Raw genomic sequence first — 21575 nt, 5'->3', positions numbered from 1 at the left:
CAGCGCACCTGGCCATCGCGGATTTCTATGGCACACGATAGGCGGCAGCGACACAAACATGGGACACATGGCCCACGTTTCGAGACTCCCGGGCAGCGGCAACTGGGGCATACATATAGGTAAGGAGCCCTATGTTGGGGCAACGCTCGCCACGACACCGGACGACGAATGGAGGAATAACCGCACAGCAAACAAAGGCATCATGTGCATGCGTAACCGCCGCCCCAGCGATCCGCGGCACACGATGTCCCTGGCAGACAAGGAGGACGCCACCATGAAGAAAAAGACCCTATCGATCCTTTCCCTTTGCATCGCCCTCTTTGCCGTGTTTGCCCTTGTCGGCTGCGGCGGGAGCGCATCGGGCGGCGGCAGCGCCTCCAAGAGCGAGAGCAAGGAAAAGGTCCCCGTCGCCAAGAAGACCGACTTTATCTGGTTTAAGGTCGAGATGCCCGAGGGCGTCGGCGTAAGCGACTCCGCCGGCAAGAATGCCGACAGGGTCCAGCTCACCTTCCCCGAAGACGAGAACGCCTCGGCCGATCGTTTTATCCCCGTTTGGAAAAAAGCGCTGACTGCCGAGGAATCCCACGCCGACCAGGCGGAAAAGAAGGGGGATACGTTCCAGTGGAAGGATGGCGGGTCCGTCGAGTATAACGGCAGGACGTGGCTCGTCGGAACGTACGAGGACAACAGTGGCATCACAACCCTCCTCTTTACCGACGTTGAGCCGGGAAGCGTCTACGTCCTCATCTCGAACTTCGACCAGCACAAGAAAGAAGCCGAGGCGCTCCTCAACTCCATCGAGTTCCCCGATGACATGGCAGAGGCAGTTTCCGAGGCACGCGAAGTCGAGATTTCGAGCATCGAGATCAAGTAACGGGACACCTGCACGCGCCTACGCGCACCCGTGCACATGCGCCCCATTAAAACAACGGGCACCCAGCCCCCGGGTAGGGTCGACAGCATCGACCCTACCCTCCCTTACGCCCGGATATATTGCCACTTATCGGCGCAAATCCGGCCCCCAGAATGGGACACATGGCCCACCCTAGCGAGCCGCTCGCGCGTACAGTAAAGACAGGTAATCCATGGGCGGTTACAGATCGAGGAGGACACGACCATGAAAAAGAAGGCCTTTGCGATTCTCACCCTCTGCATGAGTCTCTTTGCCGCAGTTGCCCTGGTGGGCTGCGGTGGCAGCGGCGCTACCGGCAGTGGTGGTGGCGGCGGAGCAGAAAAGCCAGCCGTGGATATGAGGACCGACTTCATTTGGTTTAAGGTCGAGGTCCCCGAGGGCGTCGAGATCACCGACGTCGCAGGCGACACCGCCGACAGGGCCCAGTTTAAGTTCACCGAGAGCGAGCACGCCAGCGACCGCTTCATCCCTGTCTTCGACTCTGACAAGAACGCCGACGAGCTGTTCGACTACGAGGCCAAATGGAAGGCCAACTTTGAGTGGACCGAAAATGACCCCGTCAAGTACAACGGCAAGACATGGCGCAACGCTTCCTATACACACTCGGGCGGCGTGACGACCGAGTACTTCACCGAAGCAGGCGGCGGCAGCGTCTACGTGAGCATCGACAACGTCGAGGAGCACAAGGACGCCGTCGAGACCATGATGAAGTCTCTGGAGTTTGCCGATGATATCGCCAAGGCAAAGACCGAGGCCATGGACGTCAAGCTCGACGATATCGAGATTAAGCGCTAAAGCTCCAACGGCATGCAGCAGCGCCGTTTTAGCTCAGCCGGGATGCAAGGTGCGACTCCTTGCATCCCGGTTTTTTGTGTTCGAAAGCGCCCGGTCACATCACCATATTGAGCACGTTGACGAATTCCTGCGCCCTCGCGTGACTGCTGAGGCTAAAGACACAAGCAGTCAACAACCTGCTGCGCAGGAAAACGTCGCGGCCCTTGACCCTGTTGACCCCCGTGATGTCCTTAAGGTAGACGATCTCGGTGTGCTTGCCGCCAAACGTTCCCTTCTTGAGCACCTCGATACGGTTAGGGTTGATCTTGACGTCTTTAAACCTGCCCGAACCTTTGTCCTGGAATAGCAAAGTGTTGTTGTCCATGCCCGTCGCTCCCGTGGGGTTCGCTAAAACTGTCTTAGGGTCACATTTTAGCCACCGCAAACCCTTTTCGCAGTCGTGCGCAGAGCACCAAAATCGTGTCCGCACGAGCAAATAGACTAATACGACAAGGTTTATAAGCCGTTATCCAAGGATGGCGCCGCAAAACAAAGGATTAGCAATAGCTAAGATTTAAGCCTAAAACCCTTAGGAAGTGCTAATATATAGTTATTGAAAGAGGCTGAGATGCAGAGACGCGAATTGATCCGTATCCTCGAAGAAGCCGGCTTCATCTCGAAAGGAGGCACTAATCACGAGAAGTTCGTCAAAGGCGACAAGCTCGTGCTCGTAAAACGCCACCGAGAGATCGAGGATCAAATTGCCAAAAGAATCCTAAGGCAGGCAGGGCTTCGATAGCTCATCCTCATCACATTTCGCATCACTTTTTAAAGGAGGTCTTACATGGTTTACGTATGGGAATTCGAGTTCTTTGATTCGGACGGCGTTGTCGACGCTGTGCCATGTGGCTCGCTGGGCGGAGGTGGAACGTTCGGATCCGACCTAAACGACGCTGTCGAAAGCGCCGCTGATTTTCTCGCATGCATGGTCGATGACCACCTAATGGGCGGCGTCGACCTGCCTGCGCCGGACTTTGGCCACGAGCCGCAGCACGGTGGCAAGATTATCGCCGTGGCCGTCAGTCGCGAACTCGGCGACATCCCCGCCGTCACTGCAGCGGATGCCGCGCGTATGCTCGGTGTTAGCTCAGCACGGGTATCGCAACTGATAAATGCAGGACTGTTGGATTCATGGAAGGATGGCACCAAGCGCATGGTGTCCAAAGCTTCCATCGAGGCACGACTCGCCGACGCACCGAAGGCAGGACGCCCAAAAGAGGTCCCTATTGCTGTATAAATCAATAGCGTTGCTGGTTTTTTCATTTGTCAGATTAGCTGAAAAGCTCTCCCAATTCGGGACTCACTGCGTCCCGAATTGGGCTGGACACATTACCGCAGGTAGCCGCGCATCCTCAATCCAAAGTACAAGAGGTGTTTCCCATGACAGACAGACCGAAAACGACACTGCGCGACTGCATCTATGGGCTTGCCGTCGGCGACGCGCTGGGCGTTCCCTACGAGTTCAGGCCACGCGGCATGTTCGAATGCACGGACATGATCGGCTACGGCACGCATGGGCAGCCCGCCGGCACCTGGAGCGACGACACATCTATGACGCTTGCTACCTGCGACTCGATTAGGGAGCTCGGGCACATCGACACCGCGGACATGCGCGACAAGTTCGTAAGCTGGATTGCCCGTGGCGAGTATACGATCGACGGCGTTTTCGATTACGGCGGTACGACCGCCCGCGCCCTGCGCACCGGCAAAGGAGGCTCCGGCGAGCGCGACAACGGCAACGGATCGCTCATGCGCATCGCTCCCCTGGCGTTCACCGATGCGACAGACGAAGAGGTCAGCAAGGTCTCCGCGATTACGCACGCCCACAGAACGTCGACCGACGCATGCATCATATTTGTCGAGCTGATGAGGGATGTGATGAACGACGTGCTCCCCTCGTGGGCGCTCCATCTGAAAGGCGTGCCTGAGCAGGAGATCAGGTCGGGTGGCTTCGTGCGCGACACGCTTAAGGCAGCCACCTGGTGTTTCGTCAACACTAACAGCTACGAAGATTGCGTGCTTGCCGCCGTCAACCTAGGCGACGACACCGACACCACCGCAGCCGTCGCCGGCGCCCTCGCCGGCACGGCATACGGTCTCAAAGCCATCCCACAGGAGTGGATCGGCACTCTGCGCGGCAAAGAGCTGATTGAGAGCTGCCTGTTTTAAGGCGCCATTCAAGAAATAAGGCAGGAGGCATCATGGAGAGGAAGATCGCAAATATAGACGAGTTCCAAGTGGACGAAAACGGGATTCCGCTATTTCCAGTAGGACTGAAGGAGGAAGCCAGCCTCTATGTCCTCCCCGACGGGCGTTACCTCCCCTGCGGGGTCTACAGGACCGCGGACGGCGGTTCGATCATTTATGAGCCATCCGAACTAAGCTTCTTCGGGCAGATGCTTGCTCAATTCAAAGAGAACTAGAGGCTTGATTGCCCGTTAGATCGACACTGCTCCAAGCCATGGGGCGGGTAGGATGTCTCCCGCCGCGGCCTGTGAGGTAGAATTACGACTGCCGCGGAATCCGCCTGCGGGCAACGCTCCGATCTCCGATTGGGGTGAAGCCTATGAACTTGTTTCTTGAAATCCTGCGCCTCTCGATGTATGTAACCGGCATCGTCCGGAACCTCTACTCGATCTGGCGGGAATATAAGCAGTAACGGATAGCGAAGGGAGTCATGCAAAGGGCCGGTCGCACCCGGCCCTTTAGACGATAGTACCTGCGTTGCCCGCGCTTCCAAAGTTGACCGACTGAGGAGCGGGTTCCGCGGCACATCCTGATTTTACCCAGTGGCAAGGCTCTTTTACAGCCGTTCCACCGTTTATTTACATCCGCCAATCAAGACGAGGCTACTACGCACCTTTATTACACACGATGTTTTCAGCCTGGTATAAACAAGTTCAATAATAGAATGCAAATCCAACCATCGTGTCTGATTACGAAAGGATTTTTGCCTTTTCTGCAGCAAACTCTTCCTCGGTAAGTACTCCACTCTCACGCAGTGCTGCAAGCCTCTCAAGCCTTGCAACTACATCAACCACTATCCGCCAGCGTCTCAATAGTCTGTGAAACCTGCGGATACCGCTCAAGCTCCTTCGATAGGGCATCGACTATCTCGGCAATATTCTTTGCATTTTTGCCCCCGTTTAATACGTTTGCCCTGACCTTAGATGACGACTTGACAGTAACGCCAGATCCGCCTTCAACTGGAACAACCGAAATACCGATATTTTCGCCCCAAGACCAAAGGCTCATACCAATCTCGGCTGCAACTGTTCTTGTTGCGGGCGATGCACTATCAACTTTTACTTTAGGCAGCTTTTCCATAGCTGCCTTCAAGGCATTAAACGTGTCGTCAGGAGAATACGGTACCTGAAGCTGAAGCTGCTGATCCGCAAAACCCATAATCTGGCCTCCGCTTCTTACAAGATTAAGGCTATCGGCAATGGTAGCACGTTCCCAGCAGTCTTAAATTCGTCTCATGACCTTGCGATGCAGCCCGACGCCCCGGCTCCGCTTCCCTACTTCCCAAAGATCGCAGCGAACAATCCCTTGCGCTTGGGTTTTTCTTCTCGGTAGGAACCCTCGGCAGCCGCTGCCACCTGACGTGGCTGCTCGTCGCCTCCACGGCGCACAATTTGGTACAGGAATGGCGATTTGATGTATTTGACCTCGACGGGCGTGGCGTGAACGGTGCTTTCGCCGGACAGATGCAGGCTCGGATTGAGCGGCGCCACAATATGCGTCTCGCACTTGTCGCTAAACACCACCGCCGCCGCGCGGCTCGTCTGGCCGTTCACGGCAATGCGCACCTGCTCGCCATTACGTCCATCCGACGCGGGACGATCGACAAAGTAGACCGGCACCATAACCAGGCCGTCCTTGGCTTAACAGTGATAAGGAACTAATTTACTTATCAACTGTTAGCTGACGGTTTCCGGGGTGCATACGGACAAATCCCGTCTGATTTCTAACAGGAAGTCAGACGGGATTTTCGCTTTATATTACGAATTATGGAGGACATACCATGAAAACCTTAATATCTTGTGCCTACAATATGGATAATTGCTGTGTGGAAGTGAAATTCAGCGACGGCAGTATGATTGCGATTGACACTATCGTCGTTGAGAACGAGATTGCTGACAATATGTATCAGCGGTCAGAGCTGGATTATTTGATCTACAACGCTCCTTTGGAGTATGCAGACCTTATCTTGAACGGCGATCCCGAAACCTATTTGAAAACTGTAACAGAATACAAGCCTTGGGATAGCTGACAACACGCTGCCCGCAGGAGAAAATCCTGCGGGCGTTTTTCTGTTTATATTATTTCCCTCCGTTGGATCTCAATTTAGGAAAGAAGATGACAATCTTGAAGCTCTTTCCCCACTGGGAAGCTGCTTCCAGATGAAGATTTAGATCGTCGGCCATCTTCTTAACCAGGTAAAGTCCCATACCGGTAGCCTTCTTTCTGCTGTCAGTAGAATCCCCGGTAAAGCCCTTTTGAAAAATGTACGGCAGATTATATTTTTTTACGCCAATGCCGTTATCTTCAACAGAAAGGATATCTGCAGTCTCCGAATGTATCACGGAAATTGTAAGCATGGGACTATCGCTGCTATATTTGATGGCATTGCTAACGATTTGTCCCAACATAAACTGAAGTCCTCTACGGTCTGTATAGACTGTTTCAGATTGCAGTTTGTTGAGAATGACAAAATGCTTCTCTTCAAGAAGTGGGGCATAGTCCTCCAGAACTTCACCCAAGCAGTCATTCAAATTGACATCCTCAAATCGGTAATCCTTTGTACTGCTCTTCAACCGGGCATAGTACAGCATCTGCGTGACATCCTCCTGAAGCTGACTGCGGACATAATCCAGCTTTGCTTGCAGGGAAGGAGAGATTTCATCGTTCCGGTTATCCAAGAGCATGGTCAGCAACGATAGGGGCGTTTTCGCTTCATGTGCCCAGCCCTCCACGTATTCTTCATAGTCCCGTAGGGCATCCGCCATATTGTTACTCTCGTTTTTGTATTCCCGTAAAACCGAAGCCAAAAATCGGACAGATTCTCCTTCTTTCTGACTAATGGCACTGAGCAGCCGTTCTTCATTGCAGATGGTAGGATCACTGAGGAAATCTCGGAACAGTTCCATGTGGGTGTTCTCCCTCTTGTTTAGTACAAACAGAATCGCTGAAAACAAAAGGATGCTCGTCAGAACTACTAACCCGATCAAGGTTTGAAATACCTGAATGTCAGAAATCCAAAGAATGACAGCGCAAAAGCAATCCACGCCCAGCAGCAACAGAAGCCAGGGGTAGTACCGTTCTATCATGTGCCAAAGCTGCTTCATAGAGACACCTCCGCTTCCAAACGGTAGCCCATTCCTCGAACTGCAACGATTCGCTGCTTCATTTCAAGGGCGGACATCGTTTTTTTCAGCCGGGTTAGGTTAACCTGCAAGGCATTTTCATCTATGTATTCCGTGGTTCCCCATAGTGCCATGCAAAGCTGCTCCGTCGTGACCAGAGCATCGCCGCCGGACAAAAGAGCGACCAACAGTTTTCCCTGATTTTTTGGAAGCACCACAGAGGTATTATGAATATAAAGCGTGTAGGTCTGCTGGTCTAACAGGAAATCTGGTCCCTCTATGAGATTGGTACGGCCTTCATACCTTTTGAGAATATTGGATACCCTGGCAAGAAGTCGATCTTTTCTGCACGGCTTCGTCAAATATTCATCGGCACCCAACTGGAACGCTTGCAGTTCATCCTTTACCTGATCTCTGGAAGTCAGCACCAGGACGGGGATAGCAGTTTTATTCTTTAGCTCCTGGCAGATTTGAAAGCCACTGATCTCCGGCAAGTTCAGGTCTAAGATCACAAGGTCAGGGCGGAGGGCTGCCAAGAGCCGAGCGGCATCTTCAAACTCGGTAATTGCCTCCACAAGATAGCCGTCCTTTTGGAGCATATCGCAGAGTTCTTCCCGCATATAGACTTCATCTTCCACAACAGCAATTCTTTTCATGACAGCACCTCCTTCCAAATTATTCTTCTCTCTGCGGCTGCATCAGTGTCAGCAAATACCGATCACTGGAGCGCTTGACCACTCTCATATAAATATATTCTATCACGCAAAGTAGTAAAATCATAGCAGCAGATACAAGCAGCATTTCAGACACTGTCCCACGGGTTCGGGACGAGAGTATCCCTGTAAATAACGCCCTGACTCCAAACAGACTGCTGACAGCCGCAACCAATACAGGAAGTCCCATAAACCAGGTAATTTGCTTTCCAGCAGACTGGCAAAGGGTTTCGTAAGTAGCTCCCAGGCGGATCAGGGTCTGGTATCTGCGCCCGGTTTTCTGCTGACTCATCAGGAACTGAACACCCACGATGGTGTTGGCAACTACCAGGAAAACAATCGCAAGATAGAGGGTAATATAACTGGATGCTATGGTGTAGAAAAGCTGACGACCTATATTCTGAAGATAGCTTTCATATTCAATGCCAGTTTCGTCCAGCTTCTCGTTCAAATCCAAATATGCAGTCATAAGGCTATTTCCATCCAGAGCCTGCTCACTGAGCACCGCATTGACATAGGTATCATACATTCCCTGGCTATAATATAGGAATGCTTCATCCGGAAGAATCAATGCAAAGGACAAGGTTATAGAACGGTCCGTGACCAAATTCACAGACTGAACCTCTCCTGTAAGATGAATCGGACTACCATCCAGTTCCACCTTGGGCTGTCCGGCCAATACTTGGTTCAGCATTGCGGTACGACTTACCGTAGTAAACTCTGTATCAATATAGACAGCGGCCTCCTTTTCGCCTAATTGGAGAGCCGGTTTGCCGGACAATTCCAACAAACGATTATAGTCCGATAAACAAATCAAATATGGGTATGTGGCATAACCAAGATTGTTCAGAAGGACATCCCGGTCTTCCGACTGGGGCAGGCTCCGAAGAGAGTCCATAACAGCGTCCATGCTGTAGGCATTATCATAATCTTCTGTGGTGCGAATACGCCCAACCCTCATTTCAAAAAGCTCTGAAAATTGATTTTCCAAACCGTTTTCTTTCAGGGCTGCCTTTATATTCGGAAGAACCTGCGATGAATCTTCTGCAGTATGATCTTCAAAAGTATAGTCGATTACATGGCCAGAAGACAGGCTATTCGTTCCTGCAATTCCTACGCCCGCACCAAAACAACACAGCGCCGCCAGAATCAGCAGGGAGCTGATGGCCATGGAGGTTGACTGATGAATAACATTCTCCTGAATCTGCCGGAAGGTAAATACATGAAGCTGCTTATTTCCTTTTCCTTTCTTAACAATCAAAGCAATCAGCGCACGCATCCCATAGAAAAGCAGCATCGTACCAACTATGCCCAACAGCAAAGTCAGTCCCATCATACTTACCTTTGTCCATGCAATTCCCTGAATCGCCATGTAGTAAGCCACTGCCAACATCACACTTCCGCATATAGCAGCCAGTCCATAGATAACAGATGGCATTTGCTTTTTGGGGCGGTTCGTTGGCTGGGATAGCAAAGTACCGATCTCCTGGCGGCTGATTCGTCCACTCAAAATCAGAAGTGCCGTCAGCTTAATTGCCAGAAATCCTGCCAGCGTCCATTCAATTGCAGACCAGGATAAAGAAAACTGATGACCGATGATCCCCATGCCTACCAGCTTGGCGGTGACAAGACTGACAATTTCTGAAAGCACCACAGCCACAGGTAAGCCTATGAGCATGGCAAGAATACTGGTCAGGAAATCTTCCGCCAGAAGCATACCAAACAGTTTACTTCTACGCATCCCCAACATTAGATAAACACCAAACTCATGCCGTCTGCGCTCGAACTGATACTTGCAGGCAAAATAGATCAAAAAGAACAGAATACCGAGGGTCATCCCATAAAACGCAGGAATCAGAAGCAGGAGTTTGTCAACTGCGTCACTCTCCATTTTCTGCAAAAAGAGCATCACATCTTGAGTGGAGATGGAAAGAATCATGTAAAAGGCAACAATAGAAATCACCAGGGAGCTGAAAAACAGACCGTTTTCCTTTCGGCTGCGGTGGCTGTTCCGAAGAATGAGATTAGAGAACATTTGCGCTGCCCCCTCCCAGTTGCGCCATCACCTTCAGGATGCGCCCGTAGAACTCCTGCTGGCTTTCGTCTCCACGCCGAAGCTCATGAAAGATCACGCCGTCCTGGATGAACAGAATGCGCTTGCAAAAGCTGGCGGCATTGGAATCATGGGTTACCATCAGGATCGTAGCTTGTTCGTCACGATTCAGGCCGGACAGCTTCTCCATAAGACTTCTTGCGTTCTTAGAATCCAGCGCACCCGTCGGTTCATCGGCAAGGATCATTTGGGGATGTAAGATCAGAGCCCTTGCTGCCGCAACACGCTGACGCTGGCCGCCGGACATCTTGGACGGAAACTTATCCAGAACATCAGTGATTTCCAGATAGTCAGCCAACTGCTTCAGCCGCTGGCTGCTTTCTGCTTCGGATACCCCATGCAAGGAAGTCGGGAGCAGGATGTTTTCCCTGCCAGTCAGGTTGTCCAGCAATTCAAAGTTCTGGAATAGATAACCAACTTTTTTGCCACGGTACTCTGCAAGAGCCTTTCCCTTGAGGGATTGCAGAGTATCGCCTTCCACCTGAATGCTTCCACCTGTGGGTTGAATCACAGTCGCAATACAATTGAGCAGTGTGGATTTACCGGAACCGCTGCTTCCCATAATGCCGAGAAACTCTCCCGGCATCACCTGGAAGGTGATCCCATTCAGTGCCTTTGTTTGACTTGGCACATTGCCATAGATTTTTGTTAAATTTTCAATATTCAAAATGGGTTTCATGTGAATACCTCCTATCATTTGTAATAAAATGATAGCATGGGAACACAGCAAATACCACTTACAGTGGTTGTAAGGATTCAAGATATAAGTGGCGGCTCAAGGGGGACGAGCATATATTTTGTAAGAGCATCAGGCGACAATGATAAAATATACCGGATCGCCTCCTTGGCAAACCAGTTCGTTTTAATTGTATCCCAATCAGCAAGTCGGATAATCTCTGCTGTGCCGTTCTCAAAATCAACTGAAATTTCGCCCCATTCGCCGTCGCAGTCTGCTTGATATTCGTAGATTGCGGCGGCGATTTTCTTTTTGCGCTTGGTTTTGGTTTTCTGTTTCAGCCGGACAGCATGGAGCGCACCTTCGGCAACCAGCAGTTCTGTCAGTTTGTCCACCGCTTTCCGGTAGGCTCGCTCTGCACCGCTGGCTGTGCTGCCCTCAAACATAATCGCCAATTCTTCAAAAGTGGGGCGGTTCTTCCATGAGCCAACTCGCCCGCAGGTCATACAGATTGCTAACCGTTTTTCGAGCAAGGTCTGTTCCCGGTAATTCAGCTTCTCAAATGCCCGCTGTACCTTTTCTGCTTGTATGCCGTTCCAGAGGATGTCGGTATAGTTCCAGCTATCGTCAAGGGCTATATCCTCGCCTGTTTCCTCGCCGTCCTCGTCCGTTATATAGAACGGCTGCTGGTTGCGGATTCCACGGACAACTTTCAGATATTCTTCCGCAAGAGCAAGGTCGCAGTTATACTTCTTGGAAAACTGGTTGACCGCATCTTTGGTGTTATGGTACAGCCACGCCATTGATCGCACCATTTTGTAATTGGTCAGAGAGGATACCGACCATTTTTCTTCGCCCATGCGGAAACGGAGCATAGAATCCCAGATGAACGGATAGATGTATGTAGCATACTCCGCACCCTTGGCAGGATCATAGTCCATCAGCTTTTGGAGCATTTGCTCCCGGCAGGAGATCTTTATATCGATAAATCGGTCTGTGTCGTACAGATTGCCGCCGTCCACACTGAGAAAGCCTTTGATGCGCTTGTTGAGCTGCGTTTCGTAGTGGTGCAGAAAGAACGAAAAATATAGCAAATTCTTTTCCCGCAAAGCAGACAGGATATATTCATTCAGACTGTCCACCGCTGGCGGTTCCGGTTCCAGTTGGAAGATGCGCTCTGCCACATAGGGGATGATGCCGTCACCGTGTGGATTAACTTGGTGCTTCGGTATGTATCCGGTCATGTTCCACGAAAAATCATTTAGCATAGCGCACCTCCTTCCAGTTTAGTAATACTCATAAATATCCCGTGATCAACTAATGGGTTATTTATTACTTTATTTTCTTTAACATACGGTGATAAATAGGTGCATTTGGTGCAGGAGTTGTGATTGGGAGCAGAAGTCCCTCTTTGATAAATTGTTCCACACGCAAAGCAATCCACCCATCACCGATCCCTAATTGATTCTTTCCAAGAACCTGTCCAACAAGCACGCTTTCCCTAAACTCGTCGTCCAGTGTATCCAATTCTCGAAGAATAAATGTATCATACAGAGTTTCTGATACGCTGACCAGTTTGCCGTTTATAACAGCACGAAGAGGAGAATTTTCCTGTTGGAGTTCTCTCCAGCGGTTAGCCAAACTACGAAGGTAATTTGTTGGCAACTTCTTCCCAAGAGATGCCATCCGTCCCAAGTGATAAGGTTCAACTTCTCCCCAACCGTTATACTGGACAATGCATCCATCTGGTCTTGTTTCCCACATTGGAAGCTCCACAATGGTAATATCCAATTTTTCAAAGCCGATTGGTCGTAGTTGTTCCAGAAGCCAATACAATCCGCACACATCATCTGGGTCTCGTCCGACCCAAACACGAATCGGCTCTCCGTTTTGTGCTTTTTCCAGTAGTGTAGCATAGTTCTTTCGGGATGTATTGAGAAGTTCAGTTACGATTTCAGATGCCATATCGGGCAGTATGCTTAGTAGCAAAGATAATGCCGACTCACGCTCCAAACAAATTCCTGCTTCGGAGATGTTGCCCACAGACAATGCCAGCGGAAGATTAACTATGTCCTTACGATTTCCTTCCAACGGTATAGCATTCTCCCAACCAGAACGCTCCCGTTCTTCTGCTTGATGCTGGAACTTTTCTATTTCTTCTTTTGAAACTGTCCCATCAGAGATAATTACACTGGTTGCTCCGCCTAAAAAACCCTTATGTCCAATCGCAACCGCCATAGTCCCTGCGGCACTGTCGCTAAATACTACTTCTAACATAACGTTGCTCACCTCTTAGCTAAATTCAAATTCTTTTTATTGCTTCTTTCTTCAACGCAGCCTGTCCCATTTCTTTTTCATAATCACCCTTGGCGTAAGCGACATTGCCCAGCGCCCGAAGCATCTTATCTTTCGCCAGTTTTTTCATAACCTCTGCAAGATCAGCGTCCAGAGCGCCACGCTTCACATAGCGGTTTATGGTATTCAGTCGCTTCTCATAAATCTGTTTCAGCGGATGATCGTCCGCAAGTTCCCGCTGTTCTCTGCCTTTTAGATTGCCGATCTGCCGGCAAGTGCGGTGCAGCTTGTCCCCCGGTGCATAGCCGCCGCAGTATTTGGTGTGCCTTGCGTTGGTGGTGAGGAACCACTTGCCGCAGATTTTGCATTTTTTCGGGGCATGACCAACACATAAGCCCTCAAAAAGATCAGACCGGAACATCCCTACAAAGGATACATAGTGCATCCGCTTGACCAGCTTCGCAACTTTTTCGCCGTGACGGATGACGGATACATACTGAACGGAATTGTTCAGGGTAGACATCCAGGCATTGCCTTCCGTGATGGAAAACTCCGGCGGGAAATAGCTGCCGAACATTTTTGCAAAACCCTCTGCGGTGCGGTCTGCTTCGTTGCCGTCTGTTTTTTCTGCAAAATCAAGCATGGCCGTTTGGTATTCCCCAAGGGAGTATGCCAGATGCCCGAAAACTGCGGTATAGCGTTGGAGCATCATCGCATCGGTAAAGTTCTGGATTTCTTCAAATTGCAAAGAATTGGTTGCGGCTTTTATGGCAAACTCCACATATTTCAGCGCATTGTCCACAGTAAAGACTTTTTCAATCCGTTCTCTGTGCTTTGAGATATTCATATAGGAGAACGGCGGTGTTTGACTGAGAATATCAAGCATCGTCAGAGCAGCTTCCGTTGCAATAGGACAGAGTGCAGAAGCATCCTGTCCGGCGTTTAATATTCCAAGCAGCAGATTGATTTTCTCGCATTGCTCGTTCATCTTTGCGATGGTATCCGCAGGGACATTCAGCGCATCACAGGCAAGAGCGCCGACAGGAAGTGTTTTTCCCTCATATATGACCGTATCCTGCCAAAAATCCAATGTCATCAGTTCTTGGTTCATGCTTGCCCCTCCTGTCCTGTTTTTTCATTTTCTTAATTCTATCATGCTAATGTAAAGAAATCTACATCTATCCATAAGTTGTCCTGTTTTTTGAAACGGGGTTGTCCTCCGATTAGCCTGTTTTTTGAAAAATCCGGCATAACAATAGTAGACGGAGCGAAGCACCTGCCAATCACGGCGGGTGTTTCGTGCTTTCTGAATACTATGAACGGAGGTTTTCTATGACAATCTATGAAACCATCAAGGTGGCAATCAGCGTAAAGCAAGCCGCCGAACACTACGGGCTGAAAGTCAACCGAAACGGCATGGCTTGCTGCCCGTTCCACAATGACAGGCATCCGAGCTTGAAGCTGAACGAGGATTATTTCTTCTGCTTCGGCTGCGGAGCCAAAGGGGATGTGATCGACCTTGTGGCAAGGCTGTTCAATCTGAGCAGTTATGAAGCAGCGCAAAAGCTGGCTTTGGACTTCGGGCTTGACCCGAAACCGCCCACTGCCGCAGCTATGGTCAAGCCGAAGCGTCCCTATATCCGTCAGTTCCGGGAGGATGAAATGCTGTGCTTCCGGGTGCTGACGGATTATTTGCATCTGTTGGAAGATTGGAAAGTGCGCTATGCTCCCAAGACACCGGAAGATGCTCTGGATGACCGTTTTGTGGAAGCCTGCCAGATGCACTGCCATATCGAATATATGGCAGATGTGCTGACGGTGGGTGATCTGGAAGAACGGGTGGCATTGGTGGACAAGCTGATGCAGGACGGCAAAATTGCTTTTCTGCAAGAGTATACCGCACGAAAGAAAAAGGAGGTGGCGCACCATGGCGAAGAACCGGAAAACGCCTGATATGAACTTGCCCATGTGGTTTGACGGGCAGAACATCAACGAAGCTCTGTTTTGTGAAGAATTTCTGCAAGAGCGCAGGATCATCTTCGCAAACGGAGCTTTTTTCACGCCCGATGGTCGAGTGACGGACGATCTTCCTCTGCGTGGGGAGATTTACGACAAGCTGAAATTCTGTGCCGTAAACAATATCCCCCGGAAGATCACCAACATTCTGGAAGTGCTGAAACTGGAAGCGCAAGAGCCTGACTTCCCGCCGGAACAGGATCGCATCCATGTGTCCAACGGTACGCTGCTGCTGAACGGCACATTTACCGAGGGCAGACCGGCTATCGTGCGGAGCCGTCTGCCTGTTGTTTACAATCCTCATGCACCTACACCTGTGTCCTGGCTAAAATTTCTGGATGGGCTGCTTCATGCGGAGGACATCCCCACTTTGCAGGAGTTTATCGGCTACTGTCTGATTCCTTCCAACAAGGGACAGCGTATGATGGTGATTAAGGGCAATGGCGGCGAGGGCAAATCCCAAATCGGAGCTGTGCTTTCTGCTATCTTTGGCACGAACATGAAAGACGGCAGCATCGGCAAGATTTCTGAAAACCGCTTCGCCCGTGCCGATCTGGAGCACATTCTGCTGTGCGTAGATGATGATATGCGGATGGAAGCTCTGCGCCAGACCAACTATGTAAAATCCATCGTGACAGCACAGGGCAAAATGGACTTGGAACGCAAGGGCAAGCAGAGTTATCAGGGCTGGATGTTTGCCCGGTTGCTGGCATTCAGCAATGGTGATCTGCAAGCCCTATATGATCGCAGCGATGGTTTTTACCGCAGACAGCTTGTGCTGACCACCAAAGAAAAGCCCATGGACAGAGCCGATGATCCTGACCTTGCAGAGAAGATGAAAGCTGAAGCCGAGGGTATCTTCCTGTGGGCATTTGAAGGCTTACAGCGGCTTGTTGCCAACAACTTTAAGTTTACGGAGAGTGACCGTATCCGGAAAAACCGGGAAGCGGTCAAGCGTGACAACAACAATATCTTTGATTTCATGGAGTCGGAGGGATACATCCGATTGAAAGCGGATGCTTCCATCAGCTCTAAAGATTTCTATGAAATCTACCGGATGTGGTGTGAGGAAAACTCCCTTGCACCGCTGAAAGCCCGTAGCTTCAGCGATGCCATGATTGCCAATGCCGGGAGATTCAATCTGGAGCATTGCAACAACATCACCAACTCTGCCGGACGGCGGGTGTGGGGCTTTATGGGCGTGGAAGCTGTGGCAAGACCTCATATAAATGGATTTTACGATGTTTCGCCGTGTACGTACGTACCGGAGGACTGGCGGGATTGATTTTGCCAGTCATGCTCTGTACGTATGTACGCAGCATTTACCCCTGTTTTCTTCCGTTATAGGAAACAGCAGCTTTCAAAGCTGACCTGTTTTCGGGCATTAAAAATCAATGGTAATGGAAACAGCAAAGTTTTTGACCGCAGGACGAAACCATTTCACGAAATCGTGCTTCTCTGAACCGTGTACCCTGTTCACGGAACAATGGGTGTTTTCACTATTCCAGATCAAACCGCACGAAACAGAAAAGCGGGATATGGTCATATATGGACAGGAAATCACGGAAGAAATTCTGAATGAATTTCAGAGATTGCAGGTTTTTCGCTGTTCGGTGTATCTGCTCCGTTTTGGAGTGCAGAGGTTGCACCGAACCACAAACAGAATTATGGAGGATTTTTCAATATGAATGTACGCAACGAAATAAAGGCACAGATCATCCGTGCCGGAATGACCATGCAGGAAGTAGTTGACCTGCTCTCAGACGAATACGGTTGGAGCGACAGCGTTTCCAACCTGTCCGCAAAATTACAGCGGGAAAGTATCCGATACAAGGAAGTATTGGAGCTTGCCGCTGCGCTGGGATACGACATCGTATGGCAGCAAAGACGGGAGAAGTAATGCCCCGGCAACAGCCCCCTCGCATCTCCCGTCCCCATAGGCACACCGCAGTGCTGCCTATGGATGGCAGCGAAATATACGGTTTTCGCTGCCGCCGTCTGTATGAAATGTTCTGCAGAACAGCTTCATGCAGACGGGTTGACCATGGGAAAAGGCGCAGACATTTTGCCTTGGTCAGCAGAGGTCACCGCAGTGACCGCATACCCCCTCCGGAGGAGCCCTCGGAGAGCCCACGGCACTTTGCAGCCAGTATGGATGAAAGTGTCATAGTGGGTTATTACACTTTGAAAAAGTGCCTCTCCGTAGCTCCCCGCTGTCTGCAAATTCCAAAGAAAGGACAAAAAATCCATGGCAAGAAATGATGGAATAGACCGTACCGTAGCCAGAAATCAGGACTTGGGAAACCCGGCAGATGTGGCTAAGGTACAGGAACACAATGAGCGTGAAAAGGACAGCTACAGCAATCAGGACATCGTACCAGGTCGTACTTCGCTGAATGTTCATTTCAGAGCACCCACAGACGATTATGTAAAAATGTTTGAGCAGATGGAACAGGACGGAGTGATTTCCACCAGAGGTCTGAAACCGGATGCCGTCAAATGCGGTGAGCTGATCTTCGATGTGAACTCCGCTTATTTCTACAACCACGGCGGCTATGAATTTGCGAAACAGTTTTATGCCGATGCCTATAAAGCCGCCGTGGAGATCGTGGGCGGTGAGCAGTATATTCTCTCTGCCGTCATGCACGCTGACGAACGCAACCGGGCAATGTCTGAAGCTCTGGGCGAGGATGTATATCACTACCACCTCCATGTGGTTTATATTCCGGTGGTGGAAAAGCAAATCCTGTGGTCGAAGCGGTGCAAAGATGAAGCCCTCCGTGGAACTGTGAAAGAAATGATTATGCAGGTCAGCCGCAGTAAGAAATGGGAGTCCAAGCCCGTTTTGGATGCTGAGGGAAATCCAATGCTGAACGCAAAAGGGAAAAAGATTTTGAAGTCATCCTACAGTGTGTTGCAGGATGACTTTTTTTATGCTATGCGCTCTGCCGGATATACCGATGTGGAGCGTGGAGAATGTGGCAGCACCGAAGAACATCTGACGGTGACACAGTTCAAGGTACAGGCCGAACAGCAGCGTTTGGAAGCTGTGACCGGACAGGTGGCACAGGCCGAGCAGAGCTTAGCGGATGCCAAAGCTGCCACGGAGAAGCAGAAAAAGAAACTGGAAGCTCTGAAAAAGGAAACTCAGGCTGCTAAGTCTGTTGCTATGACTGCACATGAGATTGAGTCGATGGGCAAGAAAAATCCCATTACGGGAAATGTTACCATGACGGCGGATGAGTGCCGCACGCTAAAGGATTATGCGGTCAGCAGCTTTGCGGAAAAGTCTGAGAAGCTGAAATACAAGCAGAAATTCGAGCAGGCAGATAAAAACGCAAAGATATGGAAAGACCGTTTTGAAAAACTGAACAAAGACTATGAGGAGCTGAAACAAAAAGCCCAGCCTTTCCTGGATGCGATTGAGATTGCATCTGAAAAGGTCTGGGCTTTTATCAATGCCATCCTCGCCAGGGGAAAGGAACTGTATGAACACAAACACCCTGCCCGCAATCGTGGACAGGACATGGAAATTTAAGAAAGGAACTATTTGCCTATGAAGAAAACCGTAGATGAAATTAACAAGATGATTATGGAAGATGCCCCGATGGAAGAAATCAACGATGCCATCGGCTATATTGATATTTGCTCCTGCTTCGATCCGATTTTTGAGCCGCCTATTGATTTTCTGGAAGAATGCCGCAAGCGTTGGGAAGCGGCACAGTCCTCTTTCTGCAAAACCATTGAGTGCAAGATCGGAAACACATGGTATGTGATTGAAACGGAGTGTGATGGAAATGAGCCACTTACCGACAAGGTAAAACGGCTCATTTTTTCTGACAAGGGGGTGATTTGTTAATGACTGCGACACAAAAGCATGATATAATTCCAATATGCACAACGGTACTGTCGGCTGACCAACCACCGAAGGAGGATATTATGTTGGATCAGCAGAAAATTACCATTCTCTATTGCCGTCTGAGCAACGAGGATGCCCAGGAAGGCGAGAGTAACAGTATCGCAAATCAGAGAGAGTATTTAACCCGATATGCCCGTGACCACGGGTATACAAACCTGAAAATTCTGGTGGATGACGGTTATACGGGGACGAACTTCAATCGTCCCGGTGTGCAGGAAGGCTTTGAGCTTGTCAAGCAGGGGCTTGTGGGCTGCTGGCTGGTCAAAGACCTCAGCCGCTTTGGTCGTGACTATCTGACTGTTGGACAATATACGGATATTATCTTTCCGAGTTATGATGTCCGCTTTATCGCTATAAATGATGGCGTAGACAGCAACCGGGGAGACAGCGAGGGCTTCGCCGCAATCCGTAATCTGTTCAACGAGTGGTATCCCCGTGATACCAGCAAGAAAGTCCGTGTCAGTTTGCGGCAGAGAGGAACCAGTGGGAAGCACATGGGCAAACCGCCCTACGGATACCGCTGTGACCCGGAGGACAAGGATCACTGGATTCTGGATGAAGAAGCGGCTCCGGTAGTCAAGCTCATCTTCGACCTTTGCATTGACGGCAAAGGCCCGGAGCAGATTGCAAGGATTCTGGAAGAAAAGCAGATTATGACCGCAAAGGCACTCTATGCCAAGCGAAAGAAAAAGCCGATGCCGGAAAGACCGTACCACTGGGGCAACCAGTCCATTGCAGGGATTTTGGAACGGCAGGAGTACACAGGCTGTACCTGCAACTTCAAGACTTATTCCAAGTCCTACAAGCTGAAAAAGCGGATTCCCAATGAGCCGGAGAATATGTTTTATCTGCCGGACACACAGGAAGCGATTGTATCTCAGGCACAGTTTGACAGGGTGCAGGAACTGAGGAAAAACAAACGCCGCCCCGCAAAAGCGGAACGGCAGGGATTGTTCTCCGGGCTTCTGTTTTGTGCCGATTGCGGCGGCAAGCTCCACTTTGCCACAAGCAAAAGCTTTGAGGGCAAGCAGGATCACTACGTCTGCAACAACTACAAGAGCAACCGTGGTACTTGTACTGCCCACTATATCCGGGAAGATGTGCTTCGTGAAATCGTTCTGGAACGCATCCGGGCAGTCAATGAGTATATCCGAAGCGATGTGGACGGTTTTCAGGAGGAATGGCTGCAATGCCGCAGGACTGACCAGGAGCGCAGCATCCGGGATGACAAAAAGAAGCTGGAACAGGCAAAGAAACGCCTTGCCGATCTGGATGTCATCATCGCCCGGCTGTACGAGGACTATGTTCTTGGAAATCTCAATCAGGACAGATACAGAAAGATGTCTGCGGACTATGAAGCGGAGCAGGAACGGTTAAAGCTCGAAATTGAAGTTATCGAAGAATGGGTGGAACAGCGGGAAGAAATGAACGACGGTCTGGATGCCTTTATCGCCCTGACACAGAAATATGTGGATGTGGAGGAGCTGACACAGACCATCGTGAACGAGTATATCAAGAAAATCATCGTCTATGCCCCGGACAAATCCAGCGGCAAGCGCAAGCAGAAAGTGAAGATTTTCTTCAACTTCGTGGACGATGTAGATATTCCCGTTATTTCCGAGCCTATCATCACGCAAACAACCTATGAACACAGAAAAACGGCGTGACCTTCGGGTCACACCGTTCTCTGCGACAAAATAGTTACTTGTCACTATTAAGCCTTGTGCTTGCGGGCCTTGCGCGCCCAGGTGCGGATGCTCTTTTTATTGAGTCCCAGGAAAGTCTCGGCATCGTTGCCGACAATGTCGAGCGCCAGCTTGTCAATGACCACCTGGTCCTTGGTGGACGCGTCGACGGAGACAACGCGGAAGTCGCCTTCCTGCATGGCCGGGTCGAACGACCCAACCTTGGCAAAGTCCCATGGCTCCAGAATGCCCATAAGGCGAACGTCCAGGTAGTTTGCCCTGGGATATGCCCAGTCGAGCACCTCGTAGTACACCAGGGTCTCCCTGCTCAGGCCCTTGCCCGGGAAGGACGCCATCATGCGTAGGTCCGCGAGCGCCATGGGGAAGTAGAAGAGCATCATGTCGTTTTGAATCGCGTCTTCCACATCGTGACCGGCAAAGGCGTCTGGATATCGGCGCACCAGCTCAAGCGCATTGGCGCGCGCCTGCTGCGGCGTTATCTCGCAGGGAATACCCTGCTCGGGCACATATTCCGCACCAACGCCCATGGTCAGGCGCTTGCTAAACGTCCCCGGCTTGAACAGGTCGGCAATGCCGATCTTGTTGCCGCAGGACGGGCACTCAAACACACGCTGCGTTGACTCGCCCTCAAAGGACGCTCCGCAGAAGGGGCAAGGAATGCTCACATGCGTGGCCTCTTGGAACTCCTGCGCCGTGCCGCGATCCTCCCACAGCAGATGTTCCAGAACCGACTGATTGCGCCAGTGCGAATTGAAGAAATACCAGTCCGGGTCCTCCGGGCGCTCGAGTTGCGACACATGCGTGAGCTTGAGCAGTCCATCCACCACCGTCAACGGCGTATGGCGAATGCCCAAAGCGCTCTTGGGCTCTCCGGCGTCCGCCTGCCACGGAATGACCGCACCGCAATAAGCGCACTCAAAGCTGCGCTTAGCTTGGTGCGAGTACATAGGGCCGCCGCAGTTTTGACATTTAATGGCAAACATCTCGTCCATGGAAACGTCCTCCTTTGCACAAAGCTGTC

Annotated in this window: 25 protein-coding genes; 13 read left to right on the top strand and 12 right to left on the bottom strand. The window is 50.6% G+C overall.

The genetic code is table 11. The features are described 5' to 3' along the window. Positions 1-274 precede the first annotated feature (274 nt). Positions 275-874, top strand: coding sequence for a hypothetical protein (locus DXD39_RS02780; RefSeq protein ID WP_147347870.1), 600 nt, complete (start codon positions 275-277; stop codon positions 872-874). A 243-nt stretch (positions 875-1117) separates the two neighbouring features. After that, positions 1118-1708, top strand: coding sequence for a hypothetical protein (locus DXD39_RS02775; RefSeq protein ID WP_117803045.1), 591 nt, complete (start codon positions 1118-1120; stop codon positions 1706-1708). A gap of 94 nt (positions 1709-1802) precedes the next feature. Here DXD39_RS02775 and DXD39_RS02770 read toward each other — a convergent pair whose 3' ends face one another. Continuing rightward, positions 1803-2072 carry a hypothetical protein gene (locus tag DXD39_RS02770; protein ID WP_117803044.1) on the bottom strand — a complete coding sequence of 90 codons (270 nt, stop codon included), beginning with the start codon at positions 2070-2072 and terminating at the stop codon, positions 1803-1805. A gap of 243 nt (positions 2073-2315) precedes the next feature. Between DXD39_RS02770 and DXD39_RS10405 the strand changes: the two genes are divergently transcribed. From DXD39_RS10405 to DXD39_RS02750, 4 genes are all read left to right on the top strand, one after another. Further along, entirely contained in the window at positions 2316-2486 is a 171-nt protein-coding gene (locus DXD39_RS10405; RefSeq protein ID WP_084591772.1) for a type II toxin-antitoxin system HicA family toxin, read from the top strand. A 45-nt stretch (positions 2487-2531) separates the two neighbouring features. Then, complete coding sequence (locus tag DXD39_RS02760; RefSeq protein ID WP_117803043.1) at positions 2532-2984, top strand: helix-turn-helix domain-containing protein; 453 nt, start codon at positions 2532-2534, stop codon at positions 2982-2984. A 143-nt stretch (positions 2985-3127) separates the two neighbouring features. Continuing rightward, positions 3128-3916 carry an ADP-ribosylglycohydrolase family protein gene (locus tag DXD39_RS02755; RefSeq protein ID WP_117803042.1) on the top strand — a complete coding sequence of 263 codons (789 nt, stop codon included), beginning with the start codon at positions 3128-3130 and terminating at the stop codon, positions 3914-3916. A 32-nt stretch (positions 3917-3948) separates the two neighbouring features. Then, positions 3949-4170, top strand: a complete 222-nt coding sequence (locus tag DXD39_RS02750; protein WP_055250924.1) for a hypothetical protein — start codon at positions 3949-3951, stop codon at positions 4168-4170. A 513-nt stretch (positions 4171-4683) separates the two neighbouring features. Here DXD39_RS02750 and DXD39_RS10400 read toward each other — a convergent pair. From DXD39_RS10400 to DXD39_RS02740, 3 genes are all read right to left on the bottom strand, one after another. Continuing rightward, positions 4684-4854 carry an SHOCT domain-containing protein gene (locus DXD39_RS10400; RefSeq protein ID WP_117735942.1) on the bottom strand — a complete coding sequence of 57 codons (171 nt, stop codon included), beginning with the start codon at positions 4852-4854 and terminating at the stop codon, positions 4684-4686. Continuing rightward, complete coding sequence (locus DXD39_RS10220) at positions 4781-5152, bottom strand: hypothetical protein (RefSeq protein WP_147348094.1); 372 nt, start codon at positions 5150-5152, stop codon at positions 4781-4783. Before DXD39_RS10220 ends, DXD39_RS10400 begins: the two co-directional genes overlap by 74 nt. 116 nt (positions 5153-5268) lie before the next feature. After that, positions 5269-5616 (bottom strand): hypothetical protein, encoded by a 348-nt coding sequence (locus DXD39_RS02740; protein ID WP_117803041.1) that lies wholly within the window; start codon positions 5614-5616, stop codon positions 5269-5271. Between the two features lie 158 nt (positions 5617-5774). Between DXD39_RS02740 and DXD39_RS02735 the strand changes: the two genes are divergently transcribed. After that, the gene (locus DXD39_RS02735) at positions 5775-6023 is read left to right on the top strand and encodes a DUF6061 family protein (RefSeq protein ID WP_033121501.1); all 249 of its coding nucleotides are present in this window, start codon (positions 5775-5777) and stop codon (positions 6021-6023) included. 49 nt (positions 6024-6072) lie between these two features. On the opposite strand, the gene DXD39_RS02730 is transcribed toward DXD39_RS02735, so the two are convergent. From DXD39_RS02730 to DXD39_RS02700, 7 genes are all read right to left on the bottom strand, one after another. Further along, on the bottom strand, positions 6073-7098 hold the full coding sequence (locus DXD39_RS02730) for a HAMP domain-containing sensor histidine kinase (protein ID WP_055228679.1): 1026 nt from the start codon (positions 7096-7098) through the stop codon (positions 6073-6075). Further along, positions 7095-7772: a response regulator transcription factor gene (locus DXD39_RS02725; RefSeq protein WP_055228678.1), complete on the bottom strand. Its 678-nt coding sequence runs from the start codon at positions 7770-7772 to the stop codon at positions 7095-7097. Before DXD39_RS02725 ends, DXD39_RS02730 begins: the two co-directional genes overlap by 4 nt. A gap of 19 nt (positions 7773-7791) precedes the next feature. Continuing rightward, positions 7792-9864 (bottom strand): ABC transporter permease, encoded by a 2073-nt coding sequence (locus tag DXD39_RS02720; RefSeq protein WP_055228677.1) that lies wholly within the window; start codon positions 9862-9864, stop codon positions 7792-7794. Beyond that, the gene (locus DXD39_RS02715; protein ID WP_033121505.1) at positions 9854-10621 is read right to left on the bottom strand and encodes an ABC transporter ATP-binding protein; all 768 of its coding nucleotides are present in this window, start codon (positions 10619-10621) and stop codon (positions 9854-9856) included. The genes DXD39_RS02720 and DXD39_RS02715 overlap by 11 nt, the downstream gene beginning before the upstream one ends. Positions 10622-10698: 77 nt before the next feature. Continuing rightward, entirely contained in the window at positions 10699-11886 is a 1188-nt protein-coding gene (locus DXD39_RS02710; protein ID WP_033121506.1) for a hypothetical protein, read from the bottom strand. A gap of 64 nt (positions 11887-11950) precedes the next feature. After that, the gene (locus tag DXD39_RS02705; protein WP_110442444.1) at positions 11951-12895 is read right to left on the bottom strand and encodes a DUF3658 domain-containing protein; all 945 of its coding nucleotides are present in this window, start codon (positions 12893-12895) and stop codon (positions 11951-11953) included. A gap of 25 nt (positions 12896-12920) precedes the next feature. Then, positions 12921-14024 (bottom strand): DUF6076 domain-containing protein, encoded by a 1104-nt coding sequence (locus tag DXD39_RS02700; RefSeq protein ID WP_117803040.1) that lies wholly within the window; start codon positions 14022-14024, stop codon positions 12921-12923. Between the two features lie 221 nt (positions 14025-14245). On the opposite strand from DXD39_RS02700, the gene DXD39_RS02695 reads away from it, so the two are divergent. The 6 genes from DXD39_RS02695 to DXD39_RS02665 all read left to right on the top strand — a co-directional run bounded on the left by DXD39_RS02695 (position 14246) and on the right by DXD39_RS02665 (position 20515). Beyond that, complete coding sequence (locus DXD39_RS02695; protein ID WP_117803039.1) at positions 14246-14866, top strand: CHC2 zinc finger domain-containing protein; 621 nt, start codon at positions 14246-14248, stop codon at positions 14864-14866. Then, positions 14841-16214, top strand: a complete 1374-nt coding sequence (locus tag DXD39_RS02690) for a phage/plasmid primase, P4 family (protein ID WP_117803038.1) — start codon at positions 14841-14843, stop codon at positions 16212-16214. The genes DXD39_RS02695 and DXD39_RS02690 overlap by 26 nt, the downstream gene beginning before the upstream one ends. Before the next feature lie 399 nt (positions 16215-16613). Further along, complete coding sequence (locus DXD39_RS02680) at positions 16614-16829, top strand: LLM class flavin-dependent oxidoreductase (protein ID WP_117803036.1); 216 nt, start codon at positions 16614-16616, stop codon at positions 16827-16829. A gap of 348 nt (positions 16830-17177) precedes the next feature. After that, a complete protein-coding gene (locus DXD39_RS02675; protein WP_117803035.1) occupies positions 17178-18467 on the top strand; it encodes a plasmid recombination protein in 1290 nt (429 codons plus the stop codon). Positions 18468-18485: 18 nt separating this feature from the next. Further along, positions 18486-18788, top strand: a complete 303-nt coding sequence (locus tag DXD39_RS02670; protein WP_033121834.1) for a hypothetical protein — start codon at positions 18486-18488, stop codon at positions 18786-18788. 80 nt (positions 18789-18868) lie between these two features. Then, positions 18869-20515 (top strand): recombinase family protein, encoded by a 1647-nt coding sequence (locus tag DXD39_RS02665; RefSeq protein WP_199572093.1) that lies wholly within the window; start codon positions 18869-18871, stop codon positions 20513-20515. A gap of 47 nt (positions 20516-20562) precedes the next feature. Here the strand turns inward: DXD39_RS02665 and DXD39_RS02660 are convergent, their stop codons facing one another. Beyond that, the gene (locus DXD39_RS02660; RefSeq protein WP_117803034.1) at positions 20563-21546 is read right to left on the bottom strand and encodes a hypothetical protein; all 984 of its coding nucleotides are present in this window, start codon (positions 21544-21546) and stop codon (positions 20563-20565) included. Between the last annotated feature and the right edge of the window lie 29 nt (positions 21547-21575).

It is taken from the genome of Collinsella sp. TM04-29, from assembly GCF_003466565.1.
In the GTDB taxonomy this organism is placed as follows: domain Bacteria; phylum Actinomycetota; class Coriobacteriia; order Coriobacteriales; family Coriobacteriaceae; genus Collinsella.
This window is presented reverse-complemented; position numbering and strand designations above follow the sequence as displayed.

What these genes read in the sequence shown, in the direction of transcription:
- DXD39_RS02780 (WP_147347870.1), top strand. Translation starts at nt 275, where the DNA reads ATGAAGAAAAAGACCCTATCGATCCTTTCCCTTTGCATCGCCCTCTTT.
- DXD39_RS02775 (WP_117803045.1), top strand. Translation starts at nt 1,118, where the DNA reads ATGAAAAAGAAGGCCTTTGCGATTCTCACCCTCTGCATGAGTCTCTTT.
- DXD39_RS02770 (WP_117803044.1), bottom strand. Translation starts at nt 2,072, where the DNA reads ATGGACAACAACACTTTGCTATTCCAGGACAAAGGTTCGGGCAGGTTT.
- DXD39_RS10405 (WP_084591772.1), top strand. Translation starts at nt 2,316, where the DNA reads ATGCAGAGACGCGAATTGATCCGTATCCTCGAAGAAGCCGGCTTCATC.
- DXD39_RS02760 (WP_117803043.1), top strand. Translation starts at nt 2,532, where the DNA reads ATGGTTTACGTATGGGAATTCGAGTTCTTTGATTCGGACGGCGTTGTC.
- DXD39_RS02755 (WP_117803042.1), top strand. Translation starts at nt 3,128, where the DNA reads ATGACAGACAGACCGAAAACGACACTGCGCGACTGCATCTATGGGCTT.
- DXD39_RS02750 (WP_055250924.1), top strand. Translation starts at nt 3,949, where the DNA reads ATGGAGAGGAAGATCGCAAATATAGACGAGTTCCAAGTGGACGAAAAC.
- DXD39_RS10400 (WP_117735942.1), bottom strand. Translation starts at nt 4,854, where the DNA reads ATGCCCTATCGAAGGAGCTTGAGCGGTATCCGCAGGTTTCACAGACTA.
- DXD39_RS10220 (WP_147348094.1), bottom strand. Translation starts at nt 5,152, where the DNA reads ATGGGTTTTGCGGATCAGCAGCTTCAGCTTCAGGTACCGTATTCTCCT.
- DXD39_RS02740 (WP_117803041.1), bottom strand. Translation starts at nt 5,616, where the DNA reads ATGGTGCCGGTCTACTTTGTCGATCGTCCCGCGTCGGATGGACGTAAT.
- DXD39_RS02735 (WP_033121501.1), top strand. Translation starts at nt 5,775, where the DNA reads ATGAAAACCTTAATATCTTGTGCCTACAATATGGATAATTGCTGTGTG.
- DXD39_RS02730 (WP_055228679.1), bottom strand. Translation starts at nt 7,098, where the DNA reads ATGAAGCAGCTTTGGCACATGATAGAACGGTACTACCCCTGGCTTCTG.
- DXD39_RS02725 (WP_055228678.1), bottom strand. Translation starts at nt 7,772, where the DNA reads ATGAAAAGAATTGCTGTTGTGGAAGATGAAGTCTATATGCGGGAAGAA.
- DXD39_RS02720 (WP_055228677.1), bottom strand. Translation starts at nt 9,864, where the DNA reads ATGTTCTCTAATCTCATTCTTCGGAACAGCCACCGCAGCCGAAAGGAA.
- DXD39_RS02715 (WP_033121505.1), bottom strand. Translation starts at nt 10,621, where the DNA reads ATGAAACCCATTTTGAATATTGAAAATTTAACAAAAATCTATGGCAAT.
- DXD39_RS02710 (WP_033121506.1), bottom strand. Translation starts at nt 11,886, where the DNA reads ATGCTAAATGATTTTTCGTGGAACATGACCGGATACATACCGAAGCAC.
- DXD39_RS02705 (WP_110442444.1), bottom strand. Translation starts at nt 12,895, where the DNA reads ATGTTAGAAGTAGTATTTAGCGACAGTGCCGCAGGGACTATGGCGGTT.
- DXD39_RS02700 (WP_117803040.1), bottom strand. Translation starts at nt 14,024, where the DNA reads ATGAACCAAGAACTGATGACATTGGATTTTTGGCAGGATACGGTCATA.
- DXD39_RS02695 (WP_117803039.1), top strand. Translation starts at nt 14,246, where the DNA reads ATGACAATCTATGAAACCATCAAGGTGGCAATCAGCGTAAAGCAAGCC.
- DXD39_RS02690 (WP_117803038.1), top strand. Translation starts at nt 14,841, where the DNA reads ATGGCGAAGAACCGGAAAACGCCTGATATGAACTTGCCCATGTGGTTT.
- DXD39_RS02680 (WP_117803036.1), top strand. Translation starts at nt 16,614, where the DNA reads ATGAATGTACGCAACGAAATAAAGGCACAGATCATCCGTGCCGGAATG.
- DXD39_RS02675 (WP_117803035.1), top strand. Translation starts at nt 17,178, where the DNA reads ATGGCAAGAAATGATGGAATAGACCGTACCGTAGCCAGAAATCAGGAC.
- DXD39_RS02670 (WP_033121834.1), top strand. Translation starts at nt 18,486, where the DNA reads ATGAAGAAAACCGTAGATGAAATTAACAAGATGATTATGGAAGATGCC.
- DXD39_RS02665 (WP_199572093.1), top strand. Translation starts at nt 18,869, where the DNA reads ATGTTGGATCAGCAGAAAATTACCATTCTCTATTGCCGTCTGAGCAAC.
- DXD39_RS02660 (WP_117803034.1), bottom strand. Translation starts at nt 21,546, where the DNA reads ATGGACGAGATGTTTGCCATTAAATGTCAAAACTGCGGCGGCCCTATG.